The 23,165-nt window shown below is 55.5% G+C and carries 21 protein-coding genes and 1 pseudogene; 7 read left to right on the forward strand and 15 right to left on the reverse strand.

The genetic code is table 11. The features are described 5' to 3' along the window. Positions 1 to 6: 6 nt before the first annotated feature. The 5 genes and pseudogenes from ACB496_RS10850 to ACB496_RS10870 all read right to left on the reverse strand — a co-directional run bounded on the left by ACB496_RS10850 (position 7) and on the right by ACB496_RS10870 (position 5,383). Positions 7 to 516: a GNAT family N-acetyltransferase gene (locus ACB496_RS10850; protein ID WP_102103781.1), complete on the reverse strand. Its 510-nt coding sequence runs from the start codon at positions 514 to 516 to the stop codon at positions 7 to 9. A 9-nt stretch (positions 517 to 525) separates the two neighbouring features. After that, positions 526 to 2,788: pseudogene (locus tag ACB496_RS10855) on the reverse strand (NtaA/DmoA family FMN-dependent monooxygenase). 16 nt (positions 2,789 to 2,804) lie between these two features. After that, positions 2,805 to 3,926, reverse strand: a complete 1,122-nt coding sequence (locus tag ACB496_RS10860; protein WP_371975187.1) for a M20 peptidase aminoacylase family protein — start codon at positions 3,924 to 3,926, stop codon at positions 2,805 to 2,807. Beyond that, on the reverse strand, positions 3,923 to 4,924 hold the full coding sequence (locus ACB496_RS10865) for an LLM class flavin-dependent oxidoreductase (RefSeq protein WP_371975188.1): 1,002 nt from the start codon (positions 4,922 to 4,924) through the stop codon (positions 3,923 to 3,925). The genes ACB496_RS10860 and ACB496_RS10865 overlap by 4 nt, the downstream gene beginning before the upstream one ends. Before the next feature lie 222 nt (positions 4,925 to 5,146). Then, on the reverse strand, positions 5,147 to 5,383 hold the full coding sequence (locus ACB496_RS10870; protein ID WP_371975189.1) for a hypothetical protein: 237 nt from the start codon (positions 5,381 to 5,383) through the stop codon (positions 5,147 to 5,149). On the opposite strand from ACB496_RS10870, the gene ACB496_RS10875 reads away from it, so the two are divergent. Continuing rightward, positions 5,382 to 6,917 (forward strand): methyl-accepting chemotaxis protein, encoded by a 1,536-nt coding sequence (locus tag ACB496_RS10875; protein WP_371975190.1) that lies wholly within the window; start codon positions 5,382 to 5,384, stop codon positions 6,915 to 6,917. The two genes, ACB496_RS10870 and ACB496_RS10875, sit on opposite strands and share 2 nt — an antisense overlap. Here ACB496_RS10875 and ACB496_RS10880 read toward each other — a convergent pair. Further along, entirely contained in the window at positions 6,914 to 7,312 is a 399-nt protein-coding gene (locus ACB496_RS10880) for a cupin domain-containing protein (protein WP_100780052.1), read from the reverse strand. The genes ACB496_RS10875 and ACB496_RS10880 overlap by 4 nt on opposite strands. Positions 7,313 to 7,423: 111 nt before the next feature. On the opposite strand from ACB496_RS10880, the gene ACB496_RS10885 reads away from it, so the two are divergent. After that, positions 7,424 to 8,314 carry a LysR family transcriptional regulator gene (locus ACB496_RS10885; protein WP_371975191.1) on the forward strand — a complete coding sequence of 297 codons (891 nt, stop codon included), beginning with the start codon at positions 7,424 to 7,426 and terminating at the stop codon, positions 8,312 to 8,314. A 1-nt stretch (position 8,315) separates the two neighbouring features. Here ACB496_RS10885 and ACB496_RS10890 read toward each other — a convergent pair whose 3' ends face one another. Then, complete coding sequence (locus ACB496_RS10890) at positions 8,316 to 9,299, reverse strand: aldo/keto reductase (protein WP_371975192.1); 984 nt, start codon at positions 9,297 to 9,299, stop codon at positions 8,316 to 8,318. Between the two features lie 429 nt (positions 9,300 to 9,728). Here ACB496_RS10890 and ansP point away from each other — a divergent pair, with 429 nt between their 5' ends. Then, positions 9,729 to 11,225 carry an L-asparagine permease gene (gene ansP, locus ACB496_RS10895; RefSeq protein WP_100780049.1) on the forward strand — a complete coding sequence of 499 codons (1,497 nt, stop codon included), beginning with the start codon at positions 9,729 to 9,731 and terminating at the stop codon, positions 11,223 to 11,225. Between the two features lie 116 nt (positions 11,226 to 11,341). On the opposite strand, the gene ACB496_RS10900 is transcribed toward ansP, so the two are convergent. Further along, the gene (locus ACB496_RS10900) at positions 11,342 to 12,403 is read right to left on the reverse strand and encodes a YncE family protein (protein ID WP_371975193.1); all 1,062 of its coding nucleotides are present in this window, start codon (positions 12,401 to 12,403) and stop codon (positions 11,342 to 11,344) included. Between the two features lie 269 nt (positions 12,404 to 12,672). Between ACB496_RS10900 and pqqU the strand changes: the two genes are divergently transcribed. Beyond that, a complete protein-coding gene (gene pqqU, locus ACB496_RS10905; protein WP_231275672.1) occupies positions 12,673 to 14,787 on the forward strand; it encodes a TonB-dependent receptor PqqU in 2,115 nt (704 codons plus the stop codon). Between the two features lie 61 nt (positions 14,788 to 14,848). Here pqqU and ACB496_RS10910 read toward each other — a convergent pair whose 3' ends face one another. The 5 genes from ACB496_RS10910 to ACB496_RS10930 form a co-directional block, all read right to left on the reverse strand. After that, positions 14,849 to 15,196 (reverse strand): hypothetical protein, encoded by a 348-nt coding sequence (locus ACB496_RS10910; protein ID WP_129035244.1) that lies wholly within the window; start codon positions 15,194 to 15,196, stop codon positions 14,849 to 14,851. Continuing rightward, positions 15,193 to 15,699 (reverse strand): hypothetical protein, encoded by a 507-nt coding sequence (locus ACB496_RS10915; protein ID WP_371975194.1) that lies wholly within the window; start codon positions 15,697 to 15,699, stop codon positions 15,193 to 15,195. Before ACB496_RS10915 ends, ACB496_RS10910 begins: the two co-directional genes overlap by 4 nt. A 172-nt stretch (positions 15,700 to 15,871) precedes the next feature. After that, a complete protein-coding gene (locus tag ACB496_RS10920; RefSeq protein ID WP_100780046.1) occupies positions 15,872 to 16,540 on the reverse strand; it encodes a GntR family transcriptional regulator in 669 nt (222 codons plus the stop codon). A 259-nt stretch (positions 16,541 to 16,799) separates the two neighbouring features. After that, a complete protein-coding gene (locus ACB496_RS10925) occupies positions 16,800 to 17,837 on the reverse strand; it encodes an NADP-dependent oxidoreductase (protein ID WP_100780045.1) in 1,038 nt (345 codons plus the stop codon). Between the two features lie 65 nt (positions 17,838 to 17,902). Further along, positions 17,903 to 18,478 carry a helix-turn-helix domain-containing protein gene (locus ACB496_RS10930; protein WP_100780044.1) on the reverse strand — a complete coding sequence of 192 codons (576 nt, stop codon included), beginning with the start codon at positions 18,476 to 18,478 and terminating at the stop codon, positions 17,903 to 17,905. 148 nt (positions 18,479 to 18,626) lie between these two features. Between ACB496_RS10930 and ACB496_RS10935 the strand changes: the two genes are divergently transcribed. Further along, a complete protein-coding gene (locus ACB496_RS10935; RefSeq protein ID WP_123427802.1) occupies positions 18,627 to 19,145 on the forward strand; it encodes a GNAT family N-acetyltransferase in 519 nt (172 codons plus the stop codon). Then, positions 19,142 to 19,591 carry a DMT family transporter gene (locus ACB496_RS10940; RefSeq protein ID WP_102103794.1) on the forward strand — a complete coding sequence of 150 codons (450 nt, stop codon included), beginning with the start codon at positions 19,142 to 19,144 and terminating at the stop codon, positions 19,589 to 19,591. The genes ACB496_RS10935 and ACB496_RS10940 overlap by 4 nt, the downstream gene beginning before the upstream one ends. A gap of 3 nt (positions 19,592 to 19,594) precedes the next feature. Here the strand turns inward: ACB496_RS10940 and ACB496_RS10945 are convergent, their stop codons facing one another. Continuing rightward, entirely contained in the window at positions 19,595 to 19,828 is a 234-nt protein-coding gene (locus ACB496_RS10945; protein ID WP_102103795.1) for a YdcY family protein, read from the reverse strand. Between the two features lie 109 nt (positions 19,829 to 19,937). Further along, positions 19,938 to 21,536 carry an ABC transporter substrate-binding protein gene (locus ACB496_RS10950; RefSeq protein WP_371975195.1) on the reverse strand — a complete coding sequence of 533 codons (1,599 nt, stop codon included), beginning with the start codon at positions 21,534 to 21,536 and terminating at the stop codon, positions 19,938 to 19,940. Between the two features lie 282 nt (positions 21,537 to 21,818). On the opposite strand from ACB496_RS10950, the gene ACB496_RS10955 reads away from it, so the two are divergent. Next, a complete protein-coding gene (locus ACB496_RS10955) occupies positions 21,819 to 23,165 on the forward strand; it encodes an SrfA family protein (RefSeq protein WP_371975196.1) in 1,347 nt (448 codons plus the stop codon).

Consider the following 23,165-nt stretch of genomic DNA (forward strand, 5'->3'; position numbering starts at 1 on the left):
CGTTCCTCATGCGGATTTACTGAACGCTTCGCGAACCAGCGTTTTGGTGAAGCGCAGACGCCCGTCAAAGGGGGGCTGGCTGTACTCTTCCGGATCGCGATCGAGATCGAATTGCGGCGCGTAGCCCTGGCTCAGATAGAGCCTCACCGCCTCCGGCTGACGAAAACCAGTAGTGAGATAGATACCGCTATAACCCGCCAGCACCGCCCTGCGCTCCAGCTCCTGCACCACGCGCGCGGCCAGCCCCTGCTGGCGCAGCGTTTTGTTTGTCCAGATGCGTTTGATCTCGGCGGTGTGCGCGTCAAAGGGTTTGTACGCACCGGTGGCGATGATCTGGCCGTCGCGCTCAAGCACGATAAACAGCCCCTGCGGCGGCAGATACCACTCGGTCAGTTCGATTTCCGCGTCTTTGGAAAAGTAGTCGCCGTAACGGGCGGCGTACTCTCCGAACAGCCCGTCAATGATGGGCTGAAGATCGGCATCTTCCGGCGAAACGTCGCGAAAAAGATCGCTCATGTGACCTCCTTAGTCGCCCAGCCCGGCCGGGTTCACTTCTGAGTTCGGAATACGCTCGACACCTTCGCCCCAGCGGTTGAGCACCTTGTCGTAATCCCCGTTTTTAATCACACCGTTGAGCGCCGTTTGCACCGGTTCAACCAGCCCGGAGCCTTTTTTCAGCGTCACGGCGATGTGCGCCGCTTTCGGCCAGCCGCCATCCACGCTGCCCACCAGTTTGGTTTTGCCGGTCAGGGCCGCTTTCCACGCGCCAATCACATTCGGCCCGAAGAACGCATCAGCCCGCCCGGACTGCAACGCCAGCGTTTGTGCCGCGTCGTCTTTGGTGTAGACCGGGGTAAACGGCTTCAGCCCTTTTTTGAGGTTTTCCGCGTTCCACGCCAGCAGGATCGCTTCCTGATTGGTACCGGAGCCGACAATAATGCGCAGCCCGGCGATGTCTTCAGCCTTCTCAAGGGATTTAATCGGGCTGGTCGATTTGACGTAGAAACCGAGGGAGTCTTTTCGATAGGTAGCAAAATCGAACTTCTCTTTGCGCTCTTTGGTCACCGTGATGTTGCTGATCGCCGCGTCATATTTTCCGGATGCCACGCCGAGCGGCCAGTCCTCCCAGGAGGTCGGCACCACGTTCAGCTCCAGCCCGAGGCTGTCGGCCACCAGACGCGCAACGTCCACTTCGCTGCCCAGCAGGGTTTTGTTGTCATCGGAGAACACGGTAAGCGGCGGCTGGTTCAGCCCCGCCACGGCGACGGTGAATTTCCCCGGCACCGCAAAGCGATAATCCTTCGGTAGTTGCGCCACGGCATCGCCGTTTTTGACGGTATTCACCGGCGTTTTATTGGCCTCGATGCTCACACCGGTGCCGTTAATGTTCACATTTTCTGCCCAGACGGCAGGGGTAAAGGCCAGCGCGAGCGCCAGAACGAGCGAGGTTTTCTGCATAGCGTGTCTTCTCTTATTGTTGTGTGAACTGATTTTTTGGCTGGTCTAACCCCAGGCTTTCGCGAAGCGTGGTGCCCGGATAGTCGGTGCGGAACAGTCCGCGAGCCTGCAGGAGCGGCACCACCTGATCGACAAAGCGCGGGAAGGTGTCTGGCGTACCGCCCTGAATGATGAAACCGTCTGCAGCGTAGGCGTCGAACCACTGCTGCAGGCCATCGGCCACCTCTTCCGCGGTGCCTGAAAAACGCGGGCGCGGGGATGCCGCTTCCAGCGCCACCTGGCGCAGCGTCAGGTTCCGCTCGCGGGCGTTACGTTTGATCTCATCGGTGGTACTGCGGAAACTGTTTTGCCCTAACTCGCCGATATCCGGGAAAGGTTCGTCGAGGGGATACTGGCTAAAATCGTGATGCTCGAAATAGCGTCCGAGGTAATTCAGCGCGTCGTTTATCGATACCAGCGCGGCGGTGGTTTGATACTGTTCTTCCACGTCTGCGGCATCTTTTCCGACAATCACACTCACGCCCTGGAAAATATGCAGTTCATCAGCACGGCGGCCGTTTAATTCCAGCTGAGATTTCACGTCACGATAAAAGGCTTTGGCTTCGTCTAAGGTTTCGTGATGCGTAAATATGGCGTCGGCATGTTTCGCCGCCAGTTTTTTGCCGTCTTCCGAGGCCCCCGCCTGAAACACAATCGGGCGGCCCTGCGGTGTGCGGCCAATATTCAGCGGCCCGGCGACCTGGAAGAAATCACCGTGGTGATCCAGCGTATGTAATTTCTGCGGATTAAAGAATTGCCCGCTCACTTTATTGCGCACAAAGGCGTCCTCTTCCCAGGAGTCCCACAGCCCTTTCACGACGTCGAGATACTCATCGGCGATGCGATAGCGCAGAGCGTGCTCGGGGTGTTTTTCGCGGGAGAAGTTTTTCGCTGAGCCTTCCAGCGGCGAGGTCACCACGTTCCAGCCCGCACGCCCGTTGCTCAGATGGTCGAGGCTGGCAAACTGCCGCGCGACGGAAAACGGCTCGCTGTAAGAGGTCGACAGCGTTCCGACCAGCCCCAGTCGCGAAGTTATGCTCGCCAGGGCGGATAAAACAGTTAACGGCTCAAAGCGATTCAGAAAATGCGGGATCGACTTTTCATTAATATAAAGTCCATCGGCGACGAATAAAAAATCGAGTTTCCCCTCTTCCGCTTTTAACGCCGTCTCTTTGACGAAATTAAAATTAATGCTGGCATCAGCCACGGCTGCCGGATGACGCCAGGCGGACATATTTCCCGATGCGCCATGCAATATGGTCCCAAGACGCAATTGTCGTGTTGCAGACATAGTCACCCCTTTCTGGTTAAATTTGATGTAATGCTTTTTCTGCAAGCTGCGAGAAATAGTGCGCGGCGGGTTCGATTAAGGCTTCGTCCGGATTAAAACCCGGATGGTGCAAACCGAAAGGACTGTTGCTGCCAATGCTGACGAACGCGCCGGGAATGTGCTGCAAATAGACGGCAAAATCTTCACCGCCCATGTGCAGCTCTGCGTGCTGCGTTTCGTAACCCGTTTCGCGCGCCACGGAGGTGGCGAAATCGGCCCAGCGTTCATCGTTCACCAGCGCGGTCGGCCCGGCGTACCAGGTGATATCAATCTGCGCGTTAAAGGCGCTGGCAAAACCGGCGGCAATTTCGCCGACACGGGCTTTGACGTTCTGCTGCACTTCAATGCGATGGGTGCGCAGCGTCCCTTCCAGCTCCACGCTCTCCGGCAGTACGTTCCAGGTGTTGCCGCCTTCGATGCGCGTCACGCTCAGCACCACGGAATCCAGCGTATTGACGTTACGGCTGGCGACACTTTGCAGGGCGGTGACGAGCTGGCTGGCGAGCAGAATGGCGTCGGAGCCTTCGTGCGGACGGGCGGCGTGCGCCCCTTTACCGGTCACGCGGATCACAAAGCGGTCGACGTTGGCGTAAAACGGCCCGCCGCGCGTGGCGAAGGCCCCTACCGGCAAACCGGGTTCGTTGTGCATACCGAAAATCGCGCTGACATCCTGAAGCGCACCGGCGCGGACCAGGCTTTTCGCACCGCCAAAATTCTCTTCGGCGGGCTGGAACAGAATGCGCACCCGCCCCGGCAGCGTGGCTTCGCGGGCTTTGAGTTGCAACGCTGCGCCCAGAATCACGCTGGTGTGAATATCGTGACCGCAGGCGTGCATTACGCCCGGATTCTGCGAGCTAAAGTCTACACCGCTGCGCTCCTCAATCGGCAGCGCGTCGATGTCTGCGCGCAGGGCAATCTGTTTCTGGCCCTGACCAATTTCGGCGACGATCCCGGTCTGGAGATCGTATGGCAGCACAGTGATTCCCGCACCCGATAGCCACTGGCGCAGACGGGCGGTGGTTTCGACTTCCTGCCCTGACAGTTCAGGATGGCGGTGCAGTTCACGGCGCCAGTCGATCAGCTGTTGTCCGAGGCTCATACCAGCACCTCCCCGGCAAATTTGGCCTGCGCCAGTAAGCGCAGGGATTGCGTGCGGGCGAGTCCATCCGCCACGGGCGTATCAATAATAAATTCGTCGATGCCCCAGGTCTGGTGCAGGTTTTCCAGTTCATTGAGCACCGATTCCGGCGTGCCTTTGATCAGCGACTGGGCGCGACGGGCAATGCGCAGCGGTTCGCTTTCGGCCTGTCGCGCAAAGGCATAGGCCTGCTCTTCACTGGCGACCGTTACCCGCTGGCCGTTCGCCAGCTCAACGCCCCACACTTCCACTTTTTCCGCCAGCGCATCGGCCTGCGCCTGAGTCGGAGCGACGATCGCCTGGACCGCGACGATGGCGTTAAGCGCGCTGTGAGTGCGCCAGGTTTCCAGCACGTCGCGCAGGAGATTCACATCCCCGTTGAGATGGGCGGCAAAGACAAAGTTCCAGCCGAGTTTCGCCGCCAGTTGTGCGCTTTCAACGCTTGCGCCGAGCAGGAATTTCTCCGCAGGCGCAGAGGGCAATGGCGTGGCTTTGACGCTGTCGTCCTGCACGTCAGTTGATGGGGTAAGCCAGCGATCGAGCTGGGTCAGCTGATCGGCAAAACTCCCCTTTTCGTCCTGATGCAGCCCCTGTTGCAGGGCGCGCGTGGAGAGCGGCAAACCGCCGGGCGCTTTCCCGACGCCCAAATCGACGCGGCCAGGGGCAATCGACGCCAGCACGTTGAAGTTTTCCGCCACTTTGTACGGGCTGTAATGTTGCAGCATCACGCCGCCAGAGCCGACGCGGATGTGTTTGGTTTGTCCCAGAATCCAGGCAATGAGCAGCTCAGGCGAGGGGCTGGCCAGCTGCGCGGTATTGTGATGTTCGGCAATCCAGAAGCGGTGAAAACCCAGCGCTTCGGCCTGTTTTGCCAGACTCAGGGTACGCGCCAGCGCGTCGGCGGCCGTTTCGTTCACCGCCACAGGGCTTTTATCCAGAATGCTGATTCGCCAGGACATGTTGTGTTCTCGTTTGACTTAACATGTCGCCATTATTAAAGGGGGATTTCACCTCTGAGAAACAATTAATTTACATTTAGTTTGCCGGAAATCAGAAATGCATCCCCCTTCTCTTCATAAGCCTATCGTGCAGAACAGATTAGCCGCCGCGTTCTGTCCATGTTAATGAAAAGGTATTTCGGGAGTTCAATTTCTATGGTTTATTCATATTCCACTTTATATTTAACTTAAGGAGAGAATTTCATTCGCCATTAAAAATGGCGGCACTCTTTTTTTTTGCAAATTCATTACATAAGCAATGTTTAATAGATAAAAAATAGTTAATTCAGGTGCTTTCTTGTTCACCCTGTTTTGTGGAAGAATGCGCAGGCCGTAATAAACACAACAATAACTTTTGTCTTGCCTGAATATTTTTCGGGCGGCTTTTCTTTTTTTTGACATCACCATGGAGTTTTTCATGAGAAATAACACTCCTGTTACACAAAGCGAGTATTTACTTAACGAAGGGTCGACGCTGATGTCGACCACCAATACGCAGAGCCATATTACCTATGCCAACTCTGCGTTTATTGAAGCCAGCGGCTATAAAGAAGAACATCTTATTGGCGAGCCGCACAATGTCATTCGCCACCCGGATATGCCGCCTGACGCCTTTGGGGATATGTGGTTTACGCTCCAGCAGGGTCAGAGCTGGACAGGGCTGGTCAAGAACCGCCGCCACAACGGCGATCACTACTGGGTGCGTGCCAACGTCACGCCGGTGTATCAAAACGAAACGCTGACCGGTTATATTTCCGTAAGAAATATCCCCCCGCGCGATGAGATAGACGCCGCTGAACATCTCTATCAGCGGGTCAGAAATAACCAGCTTACCCGCCATCGTTTTTATAAAGGCTTACTGGTTCGTCGCGGGTTATTCTCTTTTCTTTCACTCTTTAAAAAAATAAGCACGGCAAAAAGAGTCAATTACGGTATTGCCGTCACCGCCCTGCTTTCGTTACTGGTATCCCTTTTATTACCGAAAGGTGTGATGCAAATCGCCGGGCTGATGGCGCTCTTTATTGTGCTGGGTTTATATCTGAATGCGCAGGTTTGCCGCCCTCTTAAAAAGATTGTCCGCCAGATGCAACAGGTCGTTTCCGGGCGAAAACCCGCTTATTTTCATTTTGATCGTGTCGATGACGTGGGCATGATGATGCGCCTGGTCAACCAGTCGGGGCTGAATTTAAATTCTCTGGTCGATGACGTTGGAACGCAAATTGCCGGGATCAGCACCATCAGCCAGCAGGTGGCGAAAGAAGGTGCAGCGTTACAGGCGCGCTCTGAAGAGACGGCTGATGATTTGCAGCAAACCGCTGCCGCCGTGGAGGAGATCGCCAGCGCCGTAGAGCAAACCGCGCAAACCGCCGGGGAAGCAATCCATATGGCCGACCGCACCAGCAGCAGCGCTCACAGCGGCGAAACCGCCATGAAGCAGACCATCGGCATGATGCAGTCAGTGTCGAAGGATAACAGCCAGATTGTCGATATTATTGGTGTGATCGACCGAATCGCCTTCCAGACCAATATTCTGGCGCTCAACGCCGCCGTAGAAGCGGCGCGCGCGGGTGAAGCGGGCCGTGGTTTTGCGGTCGTGGCCGCCGAAGTGCGCAACCTGGCGCAGCACTCGGCCTCGGCGGCGAAAGAGATCAAAACGCTGATCGAGAAGAACGTCGCCAGCGTCAACGCCGGTGTGGCAATGGTCGAACAGACCGAAACCCACCTTACGGCGATGATTGGCAATGTGTTACAGGTGACGTCGCTGATCAAAGAGATCGGCCATGCGACGCAGGAACAGACGCTGGCCCTGACGCTCATCAACGAGTCCATTTCCCGTATCGGCGTGATGACCCATAACAATACGGGGATGGTCGATAACGTCACCCGCGCCGCTAATCACCTGACGGAGCGCACCACACGGCTGCAACAGGCGATTGCGGTATTTGGCGGTTAACGCCCCTGATACTCCTCGTCGCTCACTTTTTCCAGCCACTCCACCGGGCTGCCGTTCACGGATTCGGCGATGGCAATATGCGTCATCGCAGTCTGTGAACTGGCCCCGTGCCAGTGTTTTACACCAGGCGGTATCCAGGCGATATCGCCCTGGTTCAGCGCCTCGGCGTCTTTGCCCCACTCCTGTAACCAGCCGCGCCCCTGCGTCACAATCAGAGTCTGTCCCAGCGGATGGGTGTGCCAGGCGGTGCGCGCACCCGGCTCGAAAGTCACCGTCGCGCCGCCGACGGACGCAGGTTCCGTTGCCTGAAACGGGGCATCAATGCGCACAGTTCCGCTAAACCACGCTTCCGGACCACGGGCTGAGGGTAACGAACCACTTCGGATAATTTTCATGTTGTCTCCTGTTTTGCTGATGCGTTAACAGTAGCGCAAACCTGGGAGCAGCATTAGACTGCATAATCTGAAAGGAACCATGAGCCAAATTCATATATCGGGAGCCTCGCCGTGCTGAAAGACAATTTCAACGATCTGCTGTCGTTTATGGTAGTCGCTCGCGAGCGGAGCTTTACCCGCGCCGCTGCCCAGCTTGGCGTGTCGCAGTCGGCACTGAGCCACGCAATGCGCAATCTTGAAGCGCGTCTGGATATGCGCCTGCTCACGCGCACCACCCGCAGCGTGGCCCCGACCGAAGCCGGCGAGCAGCTTTTTATGCGCTTAAGCCCACACCTGCTGGAGATCGAACAGGAACTGACGGCCCTGAGCGAGATGCGTGACAAACCCGCAGGGAACATTCGCATTACCGCCGGTGAGCACGCCATGTCGGCAGTGCTGTGGCCGGTGCTGAAACCCTTTATGCTGCAATACCCGGATATTCACGTTGAGGTCACCGTCGACAACGGTCTGACGGATATCGTTGATGGTCGTTTTGATGCGGGCGTGCGCCTGGGTGAACAGATCGCCAAAGATATGATTGCGGTGCGCATCGCGCCGGATATGCGGATGACAGTGGTGGGATCGGCGGACTATTTTGCGCGCCACGGCATGCCCGAAACGCCGGAGCAGCTGGCAAACCATACATGCATCAATATGCGCCTGCCTACCCTCGGTGGCCTGTATGCCTGGGAATTTGAAAAAGACGGGCGAGAGATACGCGTGCGGGTGGAGGGTCAGTTGACGTTAAATAACCTGCCGCAGCGGATTGATGCCGCCGAGGCAGGTCTGGGGCTGGCGTATGTGCCGGAAGATACGGTGCAGGATGCCATTGCGAAGGGCCGACTGATCCCGGCCCTGCAGGCATGGTGCCCGTATTTCGACGGGTACCATCTTTACTACCCGAGCCGCCGCCAGCACACCACCGCGTTTTCACTGCTGGTCGACGCCCTGCGTAAGACCTAAATTACTTGCCGACGCGCGCCTGCAAATGCTGCGGGTAGCGATCGCCGACCACATCAATGCTCGCCAGCGCCTGATTAATACGGGCGAGCGCATCAGGTGACAGTGTCACGTTCACGCTTCCCAGGTTCTCCTCCAGACGATGCAGTTTGGTGGTACCTGGAATCGGCACAATCCACGGCGCTTTCGCCAGTAACCACGCCAGCGCGATTTGCGCCGCTGTGACTTCCTGCTCGGCGGCCAGGCGCTGCACCAGATCCACCAGCTGCTGGTTGGCCTGCCGTGAGGCTTCGCTAAAGCGCGGCACCACGTTGCGGAAATCGCTGCTGTCGAAGGTGGTTTGGGCGTTGATCGCCCCTGTCAGGAAGCCTTTACCCAGCGGGCTGAACGGAATAAAACCGATGTTTAACTCCTCCAGCAGCGGCAGAATCGCCTGCTCGGGCTCGCGCCACCACAGGGAATATTCGCTTTGCAGCGCGGTGACCGGGCAGACCGCATGCGCGCGGCGAATGGTGTCGACGCCCGCTTCTGACAGGCCAAAGTGTTTCACTTTACCTTCGGCAATCAGATCGGCAATCGTTCCCGCGACCTCCTCCACCGGCACGTCCGGGTCGACGCGGTGCTGATAATAGAGGTCAATCACCTCAGTTTTCAGACGTTTTAACGATCCTTCAATCGCCGCGCGAATATGTTCAGGGCGGCTGTTAAGTACCTGGCCCGGCTGATCGCAGTCAAAACCAAATTTGGTCGCAATCACCACTTTGTCGCGCACCGGTGCCAGCGCTTCGCCGACCACCTCTTCGTTGATATACGGGCCATAAACTTCGGCGGTATCGAAAAAGGTGACGCCGCGATCTACCGCTGCGCGGATGAGGGCAATGGCCTGCGCCTTGTCCGTCGCCGGGCCGTAACCGAAGCTTAAGCCCATACACCCCAGCCCCAGTGCGGAAACCGTTAAACCGTTTTGTCCGAGTTGTCGCTGTTGCATCTTTTTTCCTCATGGGTTTTCGTGACTAACGCTTTTACTGTAGAGGGATTGGTTCATGAGCACTACAGCGCAGAAAAGCTTGTGCTTATGAATTCAGTTCATCAATGCCATTGCGCAACTATTAAGCACACCTGATGATTAAAGCAGCAGTTAACGGGTCATTTTCTCTGCAAACTGGTCACTATTCAGCATGTTGTGATCCCCGTCTGCTCTGACCACACCATTTCATTCGATCCGTATCACTTTCAGACCGGTTATATTTTGCGTCGCTTATGGATTGCGGGTAGGATGCTTCGCCATGTTTTGCCTTATCCATACGCAGAATGACTGGAAAGGCGACATCTGGCTGCACAGAAGCAATCGTTTGGTCTGCTGACAGCCATGTACGGGCATCCCTAAGATGATTCAGACAGGTAAACAGGTATCTCAATGAAAACAAGCAATAAAAACGCAGCCGATCATCACGCTGCGAAACGTCGCTGGTTGAACTCTCACGAAGAGGGCTATCACAAGGCGATGGGCAACCGTCAGGTACAGATGATCGCCATCGGTGGCGCTATCGGTACGGGGCTGTTTCTCGGTGCAGGCGCGCGCCTGCAAATGGCTGGCCCGGCTCTCGCACTGGTCTATCTGGTGTGCGGTATTTTCTCCTTCTTTATTCTACGTGCGCTCGGCGAGCTGGTATTGCACCGCCCTTCCAGCGGCAGCTTTGTCTCCTATGCCCGTGAGTTTCTCGGCGAAAAGGCAGCCTATGTGGCGGGCTGGATGTACTTCGTCAACTGGGCGATGACCGGGATCGTGGATATCACCGCGGTCGCGCTGTATATGCACTACTGGGGCGCGTTTGGCGATGTGCCGCAGTGGGTTTTTGCCCTTGGCGCGCTGGCGATTGTCGGCACCATGAACATGATTGGCGTGAAGTGGTTCGCCGAGATGGAGTTCTGGTTCGCGCTGGTAAAAGTCCTCGCGATTGTGATCTTCCTGGTGGTCGGTACGGTGTTCCTCGGCAGCGGTAAACCGCTCGACGGCGGCGCAACCGGCTTCCATCTGATAACGGATAACGGCGGCTTCTTCCCGCACGGCCTGCTGCCTGCGCTGGTGCTGGTTCAGGGCGTCGTGTTTGCCTTCGCCTCTATCGAACTGGTCGGGACCGCCGCGGGTGAATGTAAAGATCCGCAGACCATGGTGCCAAAAGCGATCAACAGCGTCATCTGGCGTATCGGTCTGTTCTATGTTGGCTCGGTGGTACTGCTGGTGCTGTTACTGCCGTGGAATGCCTATCAGGCGGGTCAAAGCCCGTTCGTGACCTTCTTCTCCAAGCTCGGCGTGCCTTACGTGGGCAGCATCATGAATATCGTGGTACTGACCGCCGCGCTTTCGAGCCTGAACTCCGGTTTGTACTCCACGGGCCGTATCCTGCGCTCCATGTCGATGGGCGGTTCTGCGCCTAAGTTCATGTCGAAAATGAGCAAACAGCAGGTGCCGTACGCGGGGATTCTGGCAACGCTGGTGGTGTATGTCTTTGGCGTGTTCCTGAACTATCTGGTCCCGTCTCAGGTGTTTGAGATCGTACTGAACGTGGCGGCAATCGGCATTATCGCCTCCTGGGCGTTTATCGTGGTGTGCCAGATGCGCCTGCGCAAAGCGATCAAGGAAGGTAAAGCGGCGGATGTGAGCTTCAAAATGCCGGGCGCACCGGTGACCTCGTGGTTGACCCTGCTGTTCCTGTTGAGCGTGCTGGTGCTGATGGCGTTTGACTATCCAAACGGTACCTACACCATCGCCACCATTCCGCTGCTGGCGGTGCTGCTGGTTGCTGGCTGGTTTGGCGTGCGTAAGCGTGTAAATGAAATCCACAGCACCGCGCCGGTACTGGCGGATGATGTGCAGCACGACGCTCCGTTGATTGAAGAGACGTCGCGTTAAGATTTTACAGGCCGGGCCAGGCGACACAGCCTCCCAGCAACAATAAAAAAGGAAGGCCTGGGCCTTCCTTTTTTTTACCCACAGCGCCAGATTTACGCGGCGCTAACACACACGCTTTACAGCGCGATACGGATCACGTCGTCAGGCTGGGTGGCTTCCTGCTGACGGGTAGATTTCTGTTTCACCGTCACATACAGCGTTTTGCCGTCAGCGGACAGCGCCAGGCTGTTCGGGAAGGTTGGCGTATCGATGGTTTTCGTCACTTTGTAGGTTTTCGCGTCGATCACGCTGACTTTGCCCGCTTCGCGGTGTGTCACGTAAGCTTCGTTGCGTGTCGGGTTAAACAGCACTGCCAGCGATTCAGGGGCAGCGATTTTCTCGATCACGCTTGCGTCCTTCAGGTTCACTACCAGCACTTCCGGTTGTTTGGAGTCGGTCAGGAACGCGCGTTGACCTTTGGTATCCAGGCTCAGGTTCAGGTAGAAATGCTCTTTCCCGTCGTCCTGCACTTTTTTGCGGCTCAGCACTTTGTGGGTGGCCGTATCAATGGTGATCAGCTCGCCGTCTGCGTTGGTGCTGTAAAGACGTTTTGCCTGCGCATCCAGCGCCAGACCCGTGCTGAATGCGCCGGTGTTAGCAATGGTCTCTTTCAGTTTCAGGGTTTCGCCATCCACTACCCAAATCACACTCTCTTTGCCGATACCGGTGATATAGACGGTATTGGTGGTGTCATCGGCCACCAGCTCGCGCGGCTGCAGCGGCTTCACGGTTTCGCTGCGCTTGCGATCGTCAAGCACCAGGCGCCCTTTCACTTCACCGGTTTTGGCGTCGATAGCCGTTACCGCGCTGTTGGTGGTATTACCAAACCACAGGGTCTGAGTGGCATTGTTGATGGTGGCGCCGAACGGCTTTAAATCGTTATGAATGGCCTGCGTCACTTCAAGTGTGACGGGATCAAGACGGTAAACCACGCCACCTTTATCCGTTTTACGGCTTTGCGTGGTCGCAACCCACAGGGCATTTTCCTGCTGGCTGACCGCCATTTCGTAAGCGCCTTTACCCACCGCTTTTCGCAGCATCTCTTCTGCAGCATGAACATTAAACGACCCCGCTACCAGCAGTGAACCCAACAGCAGAGAACCACGCAGACGCGGTGAGCACAGATGACGTAATGACATGACGACTCCCTTTGATAAAAAAATGTGTAATGCCGACATTGCTTCCCTGAGACGAAGTCATCGCTTCATCCTGTTTTATTGTTGAGAATAGTAATCATTATTCACCTGAATGTGGAGCCTTAGTTTCCCGTTTCGCGCCCCGCTTCGTTTTTATCTACACTTCTGTTAACGCAACGTGCTGTTAAAGTTTTCAAAACCTTTACAAAAGATTTACCATACGCACATGTGTTCCATTTGGTTCGTTTTCTTCATCAACCGGCTCTTTATTCATGAAAATCATTTCTGCCCGTCAGGCCACGCTCACCCTGTTGTGGATGCCGACGATCTTTGCCCCCGCAGCGGCACTGGCTGCACAAGAACAAACGATGATCGTCAGCGCCACGCCGCAGACCGTTTCTGAACTCGATACCCCTGCCGCGGTTAGCGTCGTGAACGGGGACGATATGCGTCAGGCCGCGCCGCGCATCAACCTTTCTGAATCACTCGGCAGCGTGCCAGGTTTACAAATTCAGAACCGGCAGAACTACGCTCAGGACCTGCAGCTCTCCATGCGTGGCTTCGGTGCCCGCTCTACCTTCGGCGTGCGCGGTATTCGCATGTACGTCGACGGCATCCCGGCGACCATGCCGGACGGCCAGGGGCAGACTTCAAATATCGATCTCTCCAGCATCGACAGCGTCGAAGTGCTGCGCGGTCCGTTCTCTGCCCTGTACGGCAATGCCTCCGGCGGCGTGATCAATATCGCCAGCCAGACCGGCCAGCAGCCGCCGACCATTGAAGCGAGCAGCTATTACGGCAGCTACGGCACCTGGCGCTACGGCCTGAAAGCCACCGGCGCGATGGGCGACGGCACCCATGCGGGCGATGTGGATTACACGGTGTCGACGACCCGTTTCACGACGAAGGGCTATCGCGACCACAGCGGCGCGCGTAAAAATCTGGCGAACGCCAAACTGGGCGTGCGCATTGATGACGCCAGCAAACTGACGCTGATTTTCAACAGCGTCGACATGAAAGCTAACGATCCGGGCGGACTGGATTATCAGGAGTGGCGCGATAACCCGCGTCAGTCGCCGCGCGCCGATCAGTACAACACCCGCAAAACCATCAAGCAGACCCAGGCTGGCCTGCGCTACGAGCGCCAGTTGACGGAGCAGGACGATCTCAGCGTGATGATGTACGCCGGTGAGCGTGAAATGACGCAGTATCAATCGATTCCCTATCAGCCGCAGCTGAAAGAGACCCACTCCGGCGGCGTGATCGATATGCAGCGCCACTATCAGGGCGTGGACACCCGCTGGACGCATCGCGGCGAACTGCTGGTGCCCGTGACCTTCACCACCGGGCTGAACTACGAAAACATGAGCGAAGATCGTCGCGGTTACGAGAACTTCGTCATGAACAACGGCGTGCCGGAGTACGGTGTGAAAGGCGATAAACGCCGCAACGAACGTAACCTGATGTGGAACGTCGACCCGTATCTGCAGACCAGCTGGCAGCTGACACAAAAACTCTCCCTGGATGCAGGCGTGCGTTACAGCTCCGTGTGGTTTGACTCCAACGATCACTACGTACAAGGCGCCAACGGGGATGACAGCGGCGACGCGAGCTACCACAAATGGCTGCCTGCCAGTTCTTTAAAATACGCCATCACCGATGGATGGAATGTCTACGCTGCGGCAGGCCGCGGGTTTGAAACGCCGACCATCAACGAACTCTCCTACCGTTCCGGAAATCAAAGCGGGCTGAACTTCGGCCTGAAACCCTCCACCAACAATACTTACGAAGTGGGCAGCAAAACCCGCGTCGGCAATGGTCTGTTGACGGCGGCGCTTTTCCGCACCGATACGGATGATGAGATTGTGGTAGACGCCAGCGCCGGCGGCCGTACCAGCTATAAAAACGCCGGGAAAACGCGTCGTCAGGGCGTGGAGCTTTCCCTCGATCAGCAGTTTGCCGAGAACTGGAAGTTGAAAATGGCGTGGACGTATCTGGATGCAACGTACCGCACCAACGTCTGCTCCGACGCCGACTGTAACGGCAACCGTATGCCGGGCATCGCCCGCAATATGGGTTATGCGTCGTTCGGCTGGCAGCCGGAAGAAGGCTGGTACGCAGGCTCCGATGTGCGCTATATGAGCGATATTATGGCGGACGATGAAAACACTGCCAAAGCCCCTTCCTACACCGTTGTCGGCCTGAATACGGGCTACAAATTTAACTACGGCAACTGGGGAATGGACGTCTTCGGGCGCGTCGATAACCTGTTCGACAAAGAATATGTCGGATCGGTCATCGTTAACGAATCCAACGGCCGCTACTACGAACCGGCTCCGGGGCGTAATTACGGCGTGGGGATGTCCGTGTCGTATCGTTTCGAATAACGGTTAATAGAAGCTACACAACAAAAACCCCGCCTGACGAAGGCGGGGTTTCAGAGGCCACTTATTCCTCAACGTAACGGTACGCGGTCACAATCCCTTGATCAGAGAAATCAACCGACAGATATTGTTTCCTGTCGAGGATCACCGGAATGATAAGGTAGATGCGGCGATCGACGATTTTTGAGGTATATACCCAGTGGTTCACTTTGTTGTAATCCGGTGTATTGGCGGGAACGCCGAAGGCAATCAGAACATCTTTGCGGGTGGTCACCTCAGGAGTGATTTTCTGTTTGATCTCTTTTTCAGAATACTGCGCTAAGCTGGTTGCGCCCGTTTTATCGTAATTTGACGCACATGACGCGCTCATTAAGACAAGTAAAACAATTCCTAACGCCTTCGCCGCTCTCATTGCTTAACATCCTTTTCCACATAGATGCCATTGGTGGTATCTAATGCGACTTCCTTCATATACAGCACGCAGTAGCCCGTCTTGTCTGCGTAGCTGATGTGCCCTTCATAGATTTTTTGCTTTTCAGGTACGAATGAAAGGGTGACGTGGCAGCCCTGATACAATGAATGCTCAATGATGGTTTTTTGATTAGGTATTAGCAGCGTTTCAAAATAATCATCTTTGTAACTCTTTCCGGTTATTTTGGGTAAGCCAATATCCTTTGTTGAACCCAGGAAAGGATTCAGGTAACGATTATGCTTTAAAACCCATCCACCCGTTTCTTTACCGGAAGGGTCGTATTGATAAAGCCCGTAGCTCATAGGAGGCCCGATAAGACGGATTTTTGCGACATCAGCACTGTTTGCTGGAGGGGTGTACAGTTTTGGCTCTGGGAATAACGTGCTGCAGCCTGATACACTCAGGGCAACAGGAATCAAAATCCAGCTAAGATATTTCATCATCTATCCTTGTCTAAAAAGGTAGAGTGAATATCGGCATGACTCCTCAAAACTTGATGGTGAGTTTTTACATCAATAAACATGAAATAATATTCCCGGAAGAGCAATTCCTCCGGGTAATAGTTAAGTAGAGCAATAGTTTTAGTGAAGAAGTAAAAAGGAATTAAACTATTCCTTAACTAAAATACTGCTGCAATAAAAGCGCCGTCGACCCGTCAATGAGTTTATCAATCGCTTTATCACAGGCCACTGCATCGCCGCGCTCAAGCGCATCCAGCAGTTCATCGTAGCGATACGAGTATTTTGAAATGTCGTGTACATCTTCGTAGAGATAATTGAAGCAGGGGCCAATACGCACCCAAAGTTGCTCAATCATCGCCGTTAATGTTGGCATCTGGGCGCATTCATACAGCCTGAAGCGAAACGCACGATTAGCATGCAGGGCGCGCTGCGCCTCGCCGTTACGCATTGCAGCGTGGAATTTCTCTGCCAGATCGCGTAATTCCTGCAGCTTGCTGTCTGTCATTTTTTCACAGGCTGCCGCAACCGCCATCGACTCTAATTGCTTACGAATGGCGTTTATTTCTGTATAGCGATCGAGGGTGATCTCCGGTACCAGAAAAGCCTGTGCCGGTGTGGCATGCAGGGCTCCGGCGGAAACCAGCCGTAAAAGCGCTTCGCGAACAGGAGTAATACTGGTGCCTAATTTATCCGCAATCTCTTTGGTAATAAGCCTGGCGCCAGGTTTGAGCGCTCCGGCAATCAACGCCCCTTTCAGGCTCACCTCAACTTGCATCGTAAGGCTCAGGCGTTGTGCTTTTTCTAAATGTTCCAATTCAAGCATGTGCATTTCCTTCAGCTTAAAAAATAAGCGCTATTCATCCACCCGTTTTGACCTGAACGAGTGCCTGTCGATATATCCTGTATCTTCACACTGGTATTGGAATGACGCTAAAAAATTCAAGAACCAAAATTTATGCATTTTTTTTGCCCTCGGCTCACCGAATCCGGTATGGCCGATAGCTATGCTGGTATTATTAAAGACATTATAGTCAAACTTTAAGAATATATTATGGCGGGGATTCCCGCCATAATGAGTACCATTAGTTATCCTTCGCGACGCGTATCACCACTTTGCCAAAGTTTTTGCCTTCCAGCAGGCCAATCAGCGCCTGAGGTGCATTCTCCAGCCCGTCGATCACCTGCTCGCGATACTGAATTTTGCCCTCTTTGATCCAGCGCCCCATCTCATCCTGAAATTCCTGAATGCGATGACCGTAATCCTGGCCAATAATAAAGCCCTGCATGCGAATGCGTTTCTTGAGCAGCGTCGCCATCAGCAGAGGCAGACGGTCTGGCCCGTCCGGCAGTCCGGTGGCGTTGTACCCGCTCACCAGCCCGCACACCGGCACGCGCGCCGAGGTATTCAACAGCGGCAGTACGGCGTCGAACACTTTACCGCCGACATTTTCGTAGTACACATCGATGCCTTTCGGACAGGCCTGAGCCAGCTGTTCGGCAAAATCGTCCGCGCGATGATCCAGGCACTTGTCAAACCCGAGGACCTCAACCGCGTGGCGGCATTTCTCCGCGCCACCTGCAATGCCGACCACATAGCAGCCTTTGATTTTGCCGATCTGACCGACGGTCGCCCCAACCGGGCCGGTTGCCGCTGCAACCACTAACGTCTCACCCTCTTTCGGCTGGCCGATATCCAGCAGCCCCATGTAGGCCGTGAAACCGGGCATTCCCAGCACGCCAAGTGCCCAGGATGGCTGTTTCACCTCATCGCCGAGTTTGACCAGGCCCGTGCCGTCAGAGAGTTCGTACTCCTGCCAGCCGCTGTAGCCCAGCACCCACTCGCCCGCTTTAAATTTCGGGTGGTTCGACTGCTCAACGCGGCTGACCGTGCCGCCCACCATCACCGCGCCAATTTCAACCGGCGGCGAATAGGACGGCGCATCGCTCATGCGGCCACGCATGTACGGGTCGAGTGACAGCCAGACGGTACGCAGCAAAACTTGCCCGTCCGCAGGCGTTGGGATCGGTTGCTCTTCTAAACGAAAATTGTCCGCGACCGGCGCACCCTGTGGGCGAGACGCCAGCACCAGGCGGCGGTTTGTGTTTGCAGATTGACTCATGGATCGCTCCTTATTACGCAAATGTCCTTAGAGACTAGCGCCTGTTGCCGACAACTGCCTTATCATTACGAGCCAGACTGATTCAGGCGCACCACCAGATACACGCAGGGATTTTGCGTCTCATTAATAAAGCGGCAGTCGTTAGGTGGCCCCAGCTCCAGGCAATCTCCGGCCTGCATTTCATGTCGGGTATCGCCCTCCTGAAACACCAGTTCACCGGACTGCAACCAGATAAGCTGACGCGCCAGCGCGTAGGATGACGCAGGCATCGGCACATCGCTGCCGCCGGGGAGTTCGACCTGAACCAGATCGATTGGCAAATCGGTACGCGGTGAAACGTGGCGGCGCAGATAATGCGTTTGCGGATCGCGCCACACCGGCTGGTTGGCAAAGCGCAGCAGCTTGCCTTCCTGCATCTCAGCGCGGGCGATGAGCGTCGACATGCTGATACCGAACGCCCCCGACAGCCGCGCCAGAAGCGTTGCGGTCGGGCTGCTTTCGCTGCGTTCAATTTTGTGGATCATGGCGCGTGACACGCCTGCCCGCTCAGCAAGTTCGCTAAGAGACCAACCGCGCGATTCGCGTTCTACCCGAATTCGCGCGCTAATCCGTTGATTCATATCGTCTGGCATAGTGTTCATGACGTCATACTATAGTGTATGGACCCGATTTCAATGCCGTTGTCATAACAAAAAAATATGTCTTATGCCGTAGCGGTCTGGCGCGGCGTTTGTGTAATATTGTGAGTAATACGTACCACTATAGTGAACAACCGATCCCGAGGTTCCGATGATTATCCGTCACGCCAGCAAAGAAGATTGCGCCGCTATCGGCGAGATTTACAACCACGCGGTGCTGCATACTGCAGCAATCTGGAACGACACCACCGTCGACACGGAGAACCGTATTGCCTGGTTTGAAGCGCGCACGCTGATGGGCTATCCGGTGCTGGTCAGCGAAGAAAACGGCGTGGTCACAGGCTATGCTTCCTTCGGCGACTGGCGCGCTTTTGACGGTTTCCGTCATACGGTGGAGCATTCGGTCTACGTTCATCCCGACCATCAGGGTAAAGGCATTGGCCGCGAACTGATGAAAACGCTGATCGTTGAAGCGCGCGCCATCGGCAAACACGTGATGGTTGCGGGCATCGAGGCGCAGAATCAGGCCTCCATTCATCTGCATGAGACCCTCGGTTTTGTCATTACCGGGCAGATGCCGCAGGTGGGCACCAAATTTGGCCGCTGGCTGGACCTGACCTTTATGCAGCTCCAGCTCGACGATCGCCACGAACCGGACGCGATCGGATGAATCAATCCCTGACGCTGGTCTTTCTGGTGGCTGCCGGCATCGGTCTGGTGGTGCAAAACACGCTGATGGTGCGCATCACCCAGTCCTCATCGACGATTTTGATCGCTATGCTGCTGAACTCACTGGTCGGTATTGTCTTGTTTGTCAGCATATTACTGATTAAAAACGGCGTGGCGGGCTTCAGCGAGCTGGCGTCCACAATACGCTGGTGGACGCTCATTCCTGGGTTGCTGGGGTCATTTTTTGTCTTTGCCAGCATCAGCGGCTATCAGTATGTCGGTGCAGCCACGACGATTGCGGTGCTGGTCGCCAGTCAGCTGATTGGCGGGCTGGTGATGGACGTGCTGAAAAGCCAGGGGATCCCGCTGCGGGCGCTGATTGGCCCGGTCTGCGGTGCGGTGCTGCTGGTAATTGGCGCCTGGCTGGTTGCGCGGCGCCAGTTCTGACGTTTACAGAATCGAGCCGCCTTTGGTCAGCTGATCGTGGCGGGCGTCGGCCTCTTCTTTATGCTGCTTGCCGTGGTGCGCAATGGTGTTACGCAGACGTTGCTGCTGAGCGTAGCGATCTTCGCGGCTCAGTTCGCTGTCTTCGCTCAGTTCGATGAGCAGTTCATTCATGTGAGTGATGACACTCTCTTCCACCGCGGCATCCACGCGCGCGATCACGTCGTCTAAATGTGACATTGTCACTCCTTGTCATCGAGTCATATCGCCGGGCGGCGGCATTGCCTTACCCGGCTAACACATACGCTGTCCAGCAGGCCCGATAAGCGCAACGCCACCAGGCATCAGATTAGTTCAGCTTCGCTTTGGAGAAATCACTGCCCATCAGGCTAACGCTATACCCGGTCACATTGCTGCGCGTGGCGTAGAACGTTTTGCCGTTTGCCAGCGCAATCCACGGCGCCTGCTGGTAGAAAATCTCCTGCGCCTGGCTGTACAGCGCCGCACGCTTCGCCGGTTCGCTGGTCAGCTTCGCTTTTTGTACCAGGTCATTATACCCTTTGTCACACCAGCGTGCGGCATTCGAGCCGGTCTTGATGCTGTTGCAGCCGAGCAGCACATCGGCGAAGTTGTCCGGGTCGCCGTTATCAGACATCCAGCCAAACAGGGCGCTGTCGTGCTCGCCTTTACGCATTCCGGACAGGTACTCGCCCCACTCGTAAGAGACAATTTTCGCCTTCACGCCTACCTTCGCCCAGTCGCTCTGGATCATCTCCGCGATGCGTTTGGAGTTCGGGTTGTACGGACGCTGAACCGGCATCGACCACAGGGTCACTTCTGCGCCCTTCTCCAGCCCCGCCTGCTTCAGCAGCGCTTTCGCTTTTTCCGGATCGTAGCTGTAGTCTTTCAAATCTTTGTTAAAACCGAGCATGTTCGGCGGAATCGGTGATTTAGCGACCGTACCGGAACCCATAAACACGGCGTTAACAATGGCCGTTTTATCCGTCGCGTAGTTCAGCGCCTGACGCACCAGCACGTTATCAAACGGTTTTTTCTCGGTGTTAAACGCCAGATAGCCGACGTTCAGCGCATCAACGGAATGCAGCGTCAGATCCTTGTTCTTCTTGATCACGTCAAACTGAACCGGGGATGGCGCAGGGATAATCTGGCATTCGTTGGTTTGCAGTTTCGCGAGGCGCGTTTCGACGTTCGGCGTAATCGAGAAAATCAGATGTTTTGTCGGCACCTCGCCGTCCCAGTAATTCGGGTTAGCAACGTAGCGGATCAGAGAATCAACTTTATACTGCTGCAGCACGTACGGGCCGGTACCAATTGGCCAGGTGTCGACGTTTTCCGGCATCCCTTTTTTGAGCATAGCGTCTGCGTATTCGGCTGACAGGATCGAGGCGAAATCCATTCCCCAGTCGGCGAGGAACGCCGCGTTCGGCTCACTCAACACAAACTGCACATGGTAATCATCGACTTTTTTGACTCCCTGGATCAGCTTATCCAGTCCGACGTCATTGAAATATTCGTAATTACCCTGGGAGACGTTGTGATACGGATGCTTAGGGTCTTTCTGACGCAGCACCGAGAAAATAACGTCATCGGCATTAAAATCACGGGTCGGTTTGAAGTATTTGTTGCTATTAAATTTCACGCCTTTACGCAGCGTAAACGTATATGTTTTGCCGTCCGGAGAGATAGTCCAGGATTCCGCCAGAGACGGAACCGGGGTATTTTTGACCGGATCAAAATTAATTAGACGGTTATAAAGCACCTGAGAGCTGGCAACGAATGACGGGCCGGAGCTGGCGATTTGGGGGTTAAACGACTCCGGTGACGCCTCAGAGCAGTAAATGATCGTATCTGTGTTTGCCGCCCAGGCAGCGCTTGCCGGTAAGAGTGTACTCAGCGCAAGCGCGAGCAGCTTTTTCCCTGTGGTCATGGTTATAAGCCTTTTGATTTTTTTATATAGAACGTCAATAACAGCACAGCCCTGAGCGGGTGGCAAATAACGAAACACTATCAGGATATTCTAAAGCCATTAATTTCGCTGGTTTAACAGCCAGCCATCGCCCGGTGATTTGCCTTAAGTGTGCTGTTTCGTCAACCACTAATGCACCTTTCTATCCGCTAAGAAATCGCCGCTTTTAGCGTCTCCTCGTCCGTTTGCTTGCAAAATGATTTCGTTAAAGTAATGGGGTGAAGAAGTCTACAGGACCAAATCGTGGCAAAAACACTTTTACGCAGCGGCAATCTCGATGATTTTCAGGCCGTTGGCGGCGGCGGACAGGCCGTATTTGAATCAGCACTACAAATCCGTGAAGCGCTGCGTCTGCGCAAACAGCAGACGATCGTCGATTGTCTGGCGATTCCGCAGATCAATGACGGCGGCGACCGTGTCGACTGGTATTCACCGGTGGACGGTGACGTTCTGGGCTGGAATGCCGCCGATGAAGACGCACGTTTCCGCGCCCTGCGCTATCTGGAGAACACCCTCTCAAGCGTTGAATCGCTGAGCAAAAAGAGCCTCCAGTCGCCTAAAACCGCTCAACAGCTGTTTGGTTCCCTGCTTTCAAAAGCATTCCAGTTCCCCGGCGAAAATTTCCTGTTCCTCGTCGACGGCAAGCCGGTTATCGCGTTCTGGGGTTTTGTGAATCTCAATGAAAACGCGCGCGAGGATGTTCTGGATTGCCTGCGTGAATCCCTCAAGCCTGAGCCGATGCCTGCGCCAGTTGAAGAGCCTGAGCCTGAAGAACCCGCCCCGGCGATTGTGTTTGAGCAAGCCGACGCGCCGCTCATCGCACCACCGCCTGTGGTTCGTGTGACGGAAGACGACCTCTATTCCGCTGAGCCTGCGCCCGTGGTGATGCCTGAAGTGTCCGCGCCCGCGGAGCCTGCGCCTGTGGTAGTAGGCAAAAAACGCCGCGTTCCGCTCTGGTCTCTGCCTGTGGCGGCCGTGATTGTCGCGGCCATCGCGACTCCGCTGCTGTGGCCAAAACAGGCGCCTTCGGTCGAGCCTGTCACAACGCCTGCTCCGACACCGATTGCTATTGCCCCGAAACCGGTAAAACCAGCGGTCGAGATGGCGATGAACCTGCCGCTGCACCAGGCCGAAATTCTGCCGGTTAAAGCCGCAGAACCTGCACCAGCTCCGGTCGCAGAAGCGGTGATAATTTCCGCGATCCCAAAAGATGCCATGGTGATGGACGCCGTTCAGGTAAAAACCGGCTCAACGAAATTCCTCAACGGCACCTGGCGCGCCATGCTGGACGTGAAAGATCCGATCACCGGGAAAGCACCGTCACTGCGTTATCAAATTCAGAACAACAAGGGGACCGCTCGCGTGGTTCAGGGCGATAACGTTATTTGTCGAAGCGACATTTTCTCGGGCCTTCACAGCAACGGCGAACTGATGATTAAGAGCCGCGGCAATGCCCGCTGCACGGACGGTTCGCGCTATCCGATGCCGGAAATCGCCTGTAAAGCCGGGACTAACGACGTGGCGGAGTGTACTGCCCGTTATGATGCCAAAACCGTCGTTCCGCTGACGTTCAAGAAAGCAGGTGCCTGA

The sequence above is a fragment of the Lelliottia nimipressuralis genome, assembly GCF_041464075.1.
Lineage (GTDB): Bacteria > Pseudomonadota > Gammaproteobacteria > Enterobacterales > Enterobacteriaceae > Enterobacter > Enterobacter nimipressuralis.

Bases quoted from the DNA above. Each gene is read 5' to 3' on its own strand.
- ACB496_RS10875 (WP_371975190.1), top strand. From the start codon at position 5,382: ATGAGAAATAACACTCCTGTTACACAAAGCGAGTATTTACTTAACGAA.
- ACB496_RS10870 (WP_371975189.1), bottom strand. From the start codon at position 5,383: ATGAAAAACTCCATGGTGATGTCAAAAAAAAGAAAAGCCGCCCGAAAA.
- ACB496_RS10915 (WP_371975194.1), bottom strand. From the start codon at position 15,699: ATGATGAAATATCTTAGCTGGATTTTGATTCCTGTTGCCCTGAGTGTA.
- ACB496_RS10950 (WP_371975195.1), bottom strand. From the start codon at position 21,536: ATGACCACAGGGAAAAAGCTGCTCGCGCTTGCGCTGAGTACACTCTTA.
- ACB496_RS10850 (WP_102103781.1), bottom strand. From the start codon at position 516: ATGAGCGATCTTTTTCGCGACGTTTCGCCGGAAGATGCCGATCTTCAG.
- pqqU (WP_231275672.1), top strand. From the start codon at position 12,673: ATGAAAATCATTTCTGCCCGTCAGGCCACGCTCACCCTGTTGTGGATG.
- ACB496_RS10925 (WP_100780045.1), bottom strand. From the start codon at position 17,837: ATGAGTCAATCTGCAAACACAAACCGCCGCCTGGTGCTGGCGTCTCGC.
- ACB496_RS10900 (WP_371975193.1), bottom strand. From the start codon at position 12,403: ATGTCATTACGTCATCTGTGCTCACCGCGTCTGCGTGGTTCTCTGCTG.
- ACB496_RS10865 (WP_371975188.1), bottom strand. From the start codon at position 4,924: ATGTCCTGGCGAATCAGCATTCTGGATAAAAGCCCTGTGGCGGTGAAC.
- ACB496_RS10935 (WP_123427802.1), top strand. From the start codon at position 18,627: ATGATTATCCGTCACGCCAGCAAAGAAGATTGCGCCGCTATCGGCGAG.
- ACB496_RS10910 (WP_129035244.1), bottom strand. From the start codon at position 15,196: ATGAGAGCGGCGAAGGCGTTAGGAATTGTTTTACTTGTCTTAATGAGC.
- ACB496_RS10920 (WP_100780046.1), bottom strand. From the start codon at position 16,540: ATGCTTGAATTGGAACATTTAGAAAAAGCACAACGCCTGAGCCTTACG.
- ACB496_RS10890 (WP_371975192.1), bottom strand. From the start codon at position 9,299: ATGCAACAGCGACAACTCGGACAAAACGGTTTAACGGTTTCCGCACTG.
- ACB496_RS10945 (WP_102103795.1), bottom strand. From the start codon at position 19,828: ATGTCACATTTAGACGACGTGATCGCGCGCGTGGATGCCGCGGTGGAA.
- ACB496_RS10860 (WP_371975187.1), bottom strand. From the start codon at position 3,926: ATGAGCCTCGGACAACAGCTGATCGACTGGCGCCGTGAACTGCACCGC.
- ACB496_RS10940 (WP_102103794.1), top strand. From the start codon at position 19,142: ATGAATCAATCCCTGACGCTGGTCTTTCTGGTGGCTGCCGGCATCGGT.
- ACB496_RS10930 (WP_100780044.1), bottom strand. From the start codon at position 18,478: ATGAACACTATGCCAGACGATATGAATCAACGGATTAGCGCGCGAATT.
- ansP (WP_100780049.1), top strand. From the start codon at position 9,729: ATGAAAACAAGCAATAAAAACGCAGCCGATCATCACGCTGCGAAACGT.
- ACB496_RS10880 (WP_100780052.1), bottom strand. From the start codon at position 7,312: ATGAAAATTATCCGAAGTGGTTCGTTACCCTCAGCCCGTGGTCCGGAA.